The organism is Aeromonas sp. V90_14 (assembly GCF_029967615.1).
Classification (GTDB): domain Bacteria; phylum Pseudomonadota; class Gammaproteobacteria; order Enterobacterales; family Aeromonadaceae; genus Aeromonas; species Aeromonas hydrophila.
The window spans coordinates 31,554-39,894 of the sequence record NZ_JASCAS010000041.1 but is presented as its reverse complement, the minus strand read 5'-3'; the positions used below and the strand labels follow the sequence as shown (position 1 = coordinate 39,894).

The following is an 8,341-nucleotide window of genomic DNA, read 5'->3' as shown; positions in this document are numbered from 1 at the left end:
GCACGGGGGCCACGCCGCGCGGCCCCACGGCGAGTCCAAATACGGGCTGATGCACCTCATCAACCTGATGTATGACCTGGTCACCTGCATGACCACCACCCCGCTGCGGCTGCTCAGCATCGTCGGCAGCGTGGTGGCGGGCATCGGCTTTACCTTCTCCATCCTGCTGATCCTGATGCGCCTCATTCTGGGCGCCGACTGGGCCGCCGATGGCGTCTTCACCCTCTTTGCCATTCTCTTCACCTTTGTCGGCGTGCAGCTGCTGGGCATGGGGCTGCTGGGAGAATACATAGGCCGCATGTACACCGACGTGCGCGCCCGTCCCCGCTACTTCATCCACCAGATCGTGCGCAGCGCCACCACCCCTTCGCAACAGGAAGCTGAACAATGAAAGTCGTCGTCTTTGCTTATCACGATATCGGTTGCACCGGCATCGAGGCCCTGCTCGAGGCAGGCTACGAGATCCAGGCCGTCTTCACCCACGCCGACGATCCGGGCGAAAACCGCTTCTTCGGCTCGGTCGCCCAGCTCTGCGCCGAGCACAACCTGCCGGTCTACTCCCCCGAGGACGTAAACCACCCGCTCTGGATTGAGCGCATTCGCGAGCTGGCGCCCCAGGCCCTCTTCTCCTTCTACTACCGCAACATGCTCAAGCAGGCGATCCTCGACATCCCGACCGTCGGCGCCTTCAACCTGCACGGCTCCCTGCTGCCCGCCTACCGCGGCCGCGCGCCCATCAACTGGTGCCTGGTCAACGGCGAGACCGAGACCGGCATCACCCTGCACCAGATGACCGCCAAGCCCGACGCCGGCGCCATCGTCGCCCAGCAGGCGGTGACCATTGCCGACGACGACACCGCGCTGACCCTGCACGGCAAGGTGCGCCTCGCCGCCCGGGCGCTGCTGGAGCAGGAGCTGCCCAAGCTGCGCGCCGGCGACATCCGCCTCACCCCGCAGGATGAGAGCAAGGCCAGCTACTATGGCCGCCGCACCCCGGCCGATGGCGAGCTGCACTGGCACCGCCCGGCCCGCGAACTGCACAACCTGGTGCGCGCCGTCACCCAGCCCTACCCGGGCGCCTTCAGCTTCGCCGGTGACCGCAAGCTGACGGTGTGGAAGAGCCACTGGCTGGCCCAGCAGAGCGACAAGCAGCCGGGCACCATCCTCAGCCAGGAGCCGCTGCGCATCGCCTGCGGTGAAGGGGTGCTGGAGATCCTGGCCGGTCAGGCCGAAGGCGGGCTCTATGTGCGCGGCGCCCAGCTGGCCCGCGAACTGGGGCTGGTCGAAGGGATGAAGATAGGCGCCAAGGCGAGCAATGCCCTGCGCAAGGCGCGGCTGACCCGGGTGCTGATCCTCGGCGTCAACGGCTTCATCGGCAACCACCTGACCGAGCGCCTGCTCCAGGATGGTGGCTACGAGGTGTATGGCCTCGACATCGGCTCCAGCGCGGTGGACCGCTTCATCGGTCACCCCAACTTCCACTTCGTGGAAGGGGACATCAGCATCCACACCGAGTGGATCGAGTATCACATCAAGAAGTGCGACGTGATCCTGCCACTGGTGGCCATCGCCACCCCCATCGAGTACACCCGCAACCCGCTGCGCGTGTTCGAACTCGACTTCGAGGAGAACCTCAAGATCGTCCGCTACTGCGTGAAGTACCACAAGCGCATCATCTTCCCCTCCACCTCCGAGGTGTACGGGATGTGCGACGATCACAGCTTCGATGAAGACAGCTCCCGCCTCATCGTCGGCCCCATCAACAAGCAGCGCTGGATCTACTCGGTCTCCAAGCAGCTGCTGGATCGGGTGATCTGGGCCTACGGCAAGAAAGAGGGGCTCAACTTCACACTGTTCCGTCCCTTCAACTGGATGGGGCCGCGTCTGGACAGCCTGGACTCCGCCCGCATCGGCAGCTCCCGCGCCATCACCCAGCTGATCCTCAACCTGGTGGACGGCACCCCGATCCAGCTGGTGGACGGCGGCGCTCAGAAGCGCTGCTTCACCGACATCGAGGACGGCATCGAGGCCCTGTTCCGCATCATCGAGAACAAGGAGAACCGCTGCGACGGCCAGATCATCAACATCGGCAACCCGGACAACGAGGCCAGCATCCAGCAGATGGCCGAGATCCTGCTCGCCAAGTTCGAGGCTCACCCGCTGCGCGACCAGTTCCCGCCGTTTGCCGGTTTCAAGCTGGTGGAGAGCAAATCCTTCTACGGTGACGGCTATCAGGACGTCTCCCACCGCCGGCCGAGCATCGCCAATGCCCGCCGCCTGCTGGACTGGGAACCGACCATCGAGATGGAAGAGACCATCGGCAACACCCTGGACTTCTTCCTGCAAGGGGCGGTCACGACGGGAGTCGAGCATGACTGAGGTAGGTCTGCGGATCGACGTCGATACCTTCAGGGGAACCCGTGACGGGGTGCCCCGCCTGCTGCAACTGCTCGACAAGCATCAGGTCAAGGGGAGCTTCTTCTTCTCGGTCGGACCGGACAACATGGGGCGCCACTTGTGGCGCCTGCTAAAACCCCGCTTTCTGCTCAAGATGCTGCGCTCCAACGCAGCATCCCTCTATGGGCTGGACATCCTGCTGGCCGGCACCGCCTGGCCCGGCAAGTCCATCGGCAAGCAGCTCGGCTCCCTGATGCGCGACACCGACAGCGCCCGCCATGAGGTGGGGCTGCACGCCTGGGATCACCACGGCTGGCAGGCCAACACCGGCCGCTGGGACGAAGCCGAGCTCACTCGTCAGACCCGGCTCGGGGTGGATGCGCTCAACCAGATCCTGGGGCGCGAAGTCGATTGCTCCGCCGCCGCCGGCTGGCGGGCCGACCCCCTCACTACCCAGGCCAAGGAGCAGTTTGGCTTTCGCTACAACAGCGACTGTCGCGGCAGCGGCCTGTTTCGGCCCCTGCTCCAGGATGGCCGCCCCGGCACCCCGCAGATCCCGGTCAACCTGCCCACCTTCGACGAGATGGTGGGGCATCAGGTGACGGTCGACGGTTTCAACCGTTTCCTGCTGGATCAGCTGGCCACCCCTCCGGCGCAGGGCCCCCACGTCTACACCATCCACGCCGAAGTGGAAGGGATCGTGATGGCCGAGCAGTTCGATGCCCTGCTCGGCGAAGCCAGGGCGCGCGGCATCCGCTTCGTGCCGCTCGGGGATCTGTTACCATCCGACCCGACCACGCTGCCGACCGGCCGGCTGGTACGCGGCACCCTGCCCGGACGGGAGGGCTGGCTCGGCTGCAAGGCCGAGGCCTGAGATGAATGACGCCACCTCGGGTGGCAGGACTAACCATCGCGCTAATCACACCATGCAACAGAGGATGTCATGACGTTGACCAAGTGGGCCCTGCCCCTGTTCTTTCTCTTCTTTTACCTGCTGCCGCTCGATCAGCGGCCGCTCTGGAGCCCGGACGAAAACCGCTACGCCGAGATCAGCCGGGAGATGGTGAGCACCGGCGACTGGGTCGTGCCCCACTTCCTGGGCTTGCGCTACTTCGAGAAACCCATCGCCGGCTACTGGTTCAACAGCATCAGCCAGCAGCTGTTCGGTGACACCAACTTCGCCGTGCGCTTCGCCTCGGCCGCCGCCACCGGCCTCAGCGCCCTGCTGATCTTCTGGTTTGCCCTGCAGCTGTGGCAGTGCCGGCGCAAGGCCTTCCTCGCCAGCCTCATCTATCTGTCGCTGTTGATCGTCTACGGCATAGGCACCTACAGCGTGCTCGATGCCATGGTCACCCTCTGGCTCAACGCGGCCATGGTGAGCTTCTACATCATCCGCAAGGAGGGATCGCTGCGCAGCCGGATCGGCGGCTATCTGCTGTTCGGCCTTGCCTGCGGCATGGGCTTTCTCACCAAGGGCTTCATCGCCCTGGCGGTGCCCGTGGTGGTCATCGTGCCCTACGTCATCTATCAGCGCCGCCTGCTCGAGCTGGTGCGCTTCGGGCCGCTGGCCATCCTGAGCGCGGTCCTGCTGGCCGCCCCCTGGGCCATCGCCGTGCACCTGCGCGAACCGGACTACTGGCACTACTTCTTCTGGGTTGAACACATCCAGCGCTTCGCCGCCGACAACGCCCAGCACAAGGCGCCATTCTGGTACTACCTGCCCATGGGGCTGCTCGGCACCCTGCCCTGGCTCGGCCTGTTGCCAGGCGCCCTGCGCAAGGGCTGGCAGGAGCGCAAGATAAGCCCGGAAACCCTCTACCTGCTGGCCTGGGTGATCCTGCCCCTGCTGTTCTTCAGCATTGCCAAGGGCAAGCTGCTCACCTACATCCTGCCCTGCTTCGCCCCGCTCGCCATGCTGATGGCCGCCAGCGCCGTCGACCTGCTCAAGGAGGGGAAAGAGCGGGCCTTCAAGGTCAATGCCTGGCTAAACGGCCTGTTCGGCCTCATCTGCCTGGTGGTGCTGGCCGTGCTGGCGTTCTCCCCCAGCCACGCCGTCTATGGCGAGGAGGATCACGGTGCGCTGGCGGTGGCCATGGTCATCTTCGCCGGCTGGAGTCTGCTCGGCTTCATCCAGTTGAAAGAGGTCAGCCGCCGCTGGACCCTGAGCGCGCTCTGCCCCATGGTACTGGCCATCGGCCTGCCCTGGGCGCTGCCGCAATCGCTGATCGACTCCAAGCTGCCGGAGCGCTTCATCGAGGCCAATCAGGCCGTGCTGATGAAGTCAGGCACCTTGCTGGCCAACGACGTCGGACTGGCCTCCTCCCTCGCCTGGGGCACCCAGCGCAGCGAGATCAACCTGTTCGACAGCAAGGGCGAGGTGCATTACGGCCTCGGCTACCCGGATGCGGCGGGGCGCTACGTGGCCCGCGCCGACTTCCCGGCCTGGCTGGAACAGGCGCGCAAGAATGGTCAGGTAGCCCTGCTGATGAAGACCGATCGCGACGGCAACACCGGGCCCGTGCCCACCGCTGACGAGACCATCGTCAGCCACCGGCTGACCCTGCTCATCTACCACGGAGCCCAGTGATGGACATCCTGCTGCTGTTGCTGGTGTGCCTGCTGACCTGCAGCGGCCAGATGCTGCAAAAGCAGGCGGTCGTCAGCTGGCAGCGCCGGCCCTGCAACCACTGGCAGAAGCTGCGCTCACCCTGGCTCATCGCCAGCGTGGCAGCGCTCGGCTGCGGCATGCTGCTCTGGATCTACCTGCTGCAGCGGCTGCCGCTCAGCATGGCCTACCCCATGCTCAGCATCAATCTGGTGCTGGTGCTGGTGGGTTCCAGGCTGTTCTTTCACGAGCAGATCAGCTACCACAACTGGCTGGGGGTAGGGGCCATCATAGTGGGCGCCCTGCTGCTGGGAGGCTTGCTATGAGCGATGACCATCTGCAGGCTGGCCAACTACCGGCCAGCCCTGCAAGAGCGGCGCTGAAGGGGTATCTCTACGTGCTCGGCAGCATCTTGCTGGTGACGGCGGCCCAGCTCGGCATGAAGTGGGGGGTGATCCAGCTGCCGACCTGGCAGATGGATCTTGCCGTGATGCTGGCCCATCCGCTGCCGCTGCTGGTGATCCTGGCCGGGGTGGGCTGTTACGCTCTGTCGCTGCTCTGCTGGCTGGCAGCGCTGCACTCCACCCCGCTCAACATCGCCTACCCCCTGCTCAGCACCAGCTATGCGCTGGTCTACCTGCTGGCGGTCAACATTCCGCTCTTCGCCGAGCCGCTGGAGCCCGGCAAGGCGCTCGGGGTGCTGTTCATCCTGCTGGGAGCCGTACTGGTGGGGATCAAGCCTGCGGCCGGCACCAAGCAGGCCGGCTAGTTTTTCTCTTATTGATCGCAAGGGCTGCCACTGCAGCCCTTTTTTGCGTCTGCCGCCGGCGCAGGCACGCTGGCACGCCCGCGAAGCAGTTGCGCGGTGGTACTGTCAGGTCGCACACTTGACCGCACTCGGAACATGCCTTTATAACGGAACTCCCAAGGAAGAGAGAATTCTATGTCGGCAAAGCATCCCATCATTGCGGTTACCGGTTCGTCCGGAGCCGGCACCTCCACCTCCACCAACGCCTTTCGCTCCATGTTTCATCAGCTCGGTTATCAGGCGGCCGTGGTGGAAGGGGACAGTTTTCATCGCTACACCCGCCCGGAAATGGACGTGGCGATCCGCAAGGCACGCGAACAGGGGCGCCACATCAGCTATTTCGGCCCCGAGGCCAACGACTTCGGCCTGCTGGAGAGCTTCTTTCAGGAGTACGGCCAGAACGGCAGCGGCCAGTATCGCCGCTACCTGCACAGCTTCGACGAGGCGGTGCCCTTCAACCAGATGCCGGGCACCTTCACCCCCTGGCAGAATCTGCCGAGCGATACCGACCTGCTGTTCTACGAAGGGCTGCACGGCGGCGTGGTCACCGATGAGCACAACGTGGCCCGCCACGTGGACTTCCTCATCGGGGTGGTGCCCATCGTCAACCTGGAGTGGATCCAGAAGCTCATTCGCGACACCTCGGAACGCGGCCATTCCCGCGAGGCGGTCACCGACTCCATCGTTCGCTCCATGGACGACTACATCAACTTCATCACCCCCCAGTTCTCCCGCACCCACATCAACTTCCAGCGGGTGCCGACGGTGGATACCTCCAACCCCTTCAGCGCCAAGGTGATCCCGAGTCTGGACGAGAGTATGCTGGTGATACGGTTTCGCGGCATCAAGCAGGTGGATTTCCCCTACCTGCTGTCGATGATCGACGGATCCTTCATGTCACGGATGAACACCATCGTAGTGCCGGGCGGCAAGATGGGCTTCGCGATGGAGCTGATCCTGCGCCCGTTGATCCAGCAACTGATTGAAACCGGCAAGATCACCTGAGCCAAGGAGCTGATGATGCGGTTAGCGTTTATCTCTGTGGGATTGGCCGCCCTGCTGGGTGGCTGCAGCAGCGGCCCGGCCGCGCCGACCCTGGAAGCGGGCACCATGGTGGTGCGCCCGGCGGCCAGCTGGCCTTTCGGGGCGACGCCGCGCTATGCGCTGGCCGAGCAGTTCCAGTATGCCGGCGACAGCGCCGAGGGCTGGCTGGAGCCGGTGCAACAGGCGGTCAATCAGGAGCTGGGGCGCAAGGGGTGGCAGAGCGTGCCCCTCGACGAGGCCGATGTCTGGGTCGCCATCGGGGTGGCCGGCAGCAAGGATCTGAGCGATGGCGAGATCTTCGCCCGCCTCGGCATGACTCCTGGGCTGCAGGCCAAGGCCGATGCCCGCAAGGGCACCCTGGCCATCGTGCTGCTCGACCGGCGCACCCAGCAGGCGGTGTGGAGCAGCGCCATCTCCCTGGCCAGCGACGTGGCCATCGCCGAAGGGGAGCGTCAGCAACTGAGCCAGCAACTGGCCGCCAAGATGCTCAACGCCCTGCCGCACTGACCCCCAATATGCAAAACGGCCTGCATTGAGCAGGCCGTTGTCATCACACCATGACGATCACTTGCGCTGGCAAGTCAGCAGGGTTACCCCTTTCTGGCTGAGGATGGCCTGCTTCTCCTGATTCCAGAAGGTGGTCACACCGTCGGAATACTTGGCACCGGACTCCGCCTCGACCCGGCCCAGCTTGTGATAGACCCCGGCATAGGGGAACTGCACCATGTCGGCCTGGGCATCATAGGTCACGGCCAGCAACTCCTCACCGCACTGATACTGGCTGTACTGGTACTGGGTCGGTTGCGGCATGCTGCAGGCTGCCAGCCCCAGCAGGGGGAGTAACGCTATCATCTTTTTCATTGCACTTTCCTTATGTCATGGTGTTATTCGATCGGAAGAGCCACTGCTATCAGGCTTCAAGAATTTGATAACTATGGGTAATTTCTACCGCTTTTTCCAACATCAGGGAAACTGAACAATATTTTTCCATCGACAGATCCACCGCGCGGGCCACCTGCTTTTCGGCCAGCCCCTTGCCGGTCACCACGAAGTGGAGGTGGATCTTCTCGAATACCCGCGGCACCGAGTCAGCCCGCTCACCGGCCAGCTCCACATGGCAGGCGGTCACGGATTGACGCGCCTTCTCCAGGATGGAGACCACGTCGATCGAGCTGCAACCGCCCACCGCCAGCAGGATCATCTCCATCGGGCTGGCACCTTCGCCGGGGTTGGCACCGTCCAGGATCACCTTGTGACCGGACTCACTCTCGCCCACAAACTGCATGCCTTCCACCCAGCTGACCTTGGCTTTCATTTCACATTTCCTCTTGATGACGACAGATCTGACTGACATAGCATACCGCAGACGACGCGACAGCGGCACATATCCGCCATTTTCACGAACTTCCTGACTAACTAGATCAAAATCAACATCTGATGCCCCCATCTTCCCTACAATGGCGAACGGAACGCAGCAGGGGTTGCAA

The 8,341-nt window shown here is 64.0% G+C and carries 9 protein-coding genes and 1 pseudogene; 8 read left to right on the top strand and 2 right to left on the bottom strand.

The genetic code is table 11. The annotated features are described in order from the left end of the window. From QLG02_RS16620 to QLG02_RS16585, 8 genes and pseudogenes are all read left to right on the top strand, one after another. Nucleotides 1-391, top strand: a pseudogene (locus QLG02_RS16620) (undecaprenyl-phosphate 4-deoxy-4-formamido-L-arabinose transferase); the annotation flags it as partial. Continuing rightward, complete coding sequence (gene arnA / locus QLG02_RS16615) at nt 388-2,379, top strand: bifunctional UDP-4-amino-4-deoxy-L-arabinose formyltransferase/UDP-glucuronic acid oxidase ArnA (protein WP_282465687.1); 1,992 nt, start codon at nt 388-390, stop codon at nt 2,377-2,379. The pseudogene QLG02_RS16620 and the gene arnA, both read left to right, overlap by 4 nt. Next, on the top strand, nt 2,372-3,271 hold the full coding sequence (gene arnD, locus QLG02_RS16610) for a 4-deoxy-4-formamido-L-arabinose-phosphoundecaprenol deformylase (protein WP_282465686.1): 900 nt from the start codon (nt 2,372-2,374) through the stop codon (nt 3,269-3,271). Before arnA ends, arnD begins: the two co-directional genes overlap by 8 nt. A gap of 69 nt (nt 3,272-3,340) precedes the next feature. Then, entirely contained in the window at nt 3,341-4,984 is a 1,644-nt protein-coding gene (arnT, locus tag QLG02_RS16605; protein ID WP_282465685.1) for a lipid IV(A) 4-amino-4-deoxy-L-arabinosyltransferase, read from the top strand. Further along, nucleotides 4,984-5,328: an EamA family transporter gene (locus QLG02_RS16600; RefSeq protein ID WP_024944371.1), complete on the top strand. Its 345-nt coding sequence runs from the start codon at nt 4,984-4,986 to the stop codon at nt 5,326-5,328. Before arnT ends, QLG02_RS16600 begins: the two co-directional genes overlap by 1 nt. Then, nucleotides 5,325-5,771 carry a 4-amino-4-deoxy-L-arabinose-phosphoundecaprenol flippase subunit ArnF gene (gene arnF / locus QLG02_RS16595; RefSeq protein WP_282465684.1) on the top strand — a complete coding sequence of 149 codons (447 nt, stop codon included), beginning with the start codon at nt 5,325-5,327 and terminating at the stop codon, nt 5,769-5,771. Before QLG02_RS16600 ends, arnF begins: the two co-directional genes overlap by 4 nt. Before the next feature lie 174 nt (nt 5,772-5,945). Next, nucleotides 5,946-6,815, top strand: coding sequence for a phosphoribulokinase (locus tag QLG02_RS16590; RefSeq protein WP_011704920.1), 870 nt, complete (start codon nt 5,946-5,948; stop codon nt 6,813-6,815). 15 nt (nt 6,816-6,830) lie between these two features. Beyond that, on the top strand, nt 6,831-7,361 hold the full coding sequence (locus tag QLG02_RS16585) for a DUF4136 domain-containing protein (protein ID WP_011704919.1): 531 nt from the start codon (nt 6,831-6,833) through the stop codon (nt 7,359-7,361). Nucleotides 7,362-7,418: 57 nt separating this feature from the next. Here the strand turns inward: QLG02_RS16585 and QLG02_RS16580 are convergent, their stop codons facing one another. Next, entirely contained in the window at nt 7,419-7,715 is a 297-nt protein-coding gene (locus tag QLG02_RS16580) for an MliC family protein (RefSeq protein WP_011704918.1), read from the bottom strand. A 49-nt stretch (nt 7,716-7,764) separates the two neighbouring features. Further along, nucleotides 7,765-8,169, bottom strand: a complete 405-nt coding sequence (locus QLG02_RS16575; RefSeq protein WP_016349708.1) for an OsmC family protein — start codon at nt 8,167-8,169, stop codon at nt 7,765-7,767. Between the last annotated feature and the right edge of the window lie 172 nt (nt 8,170-8,341).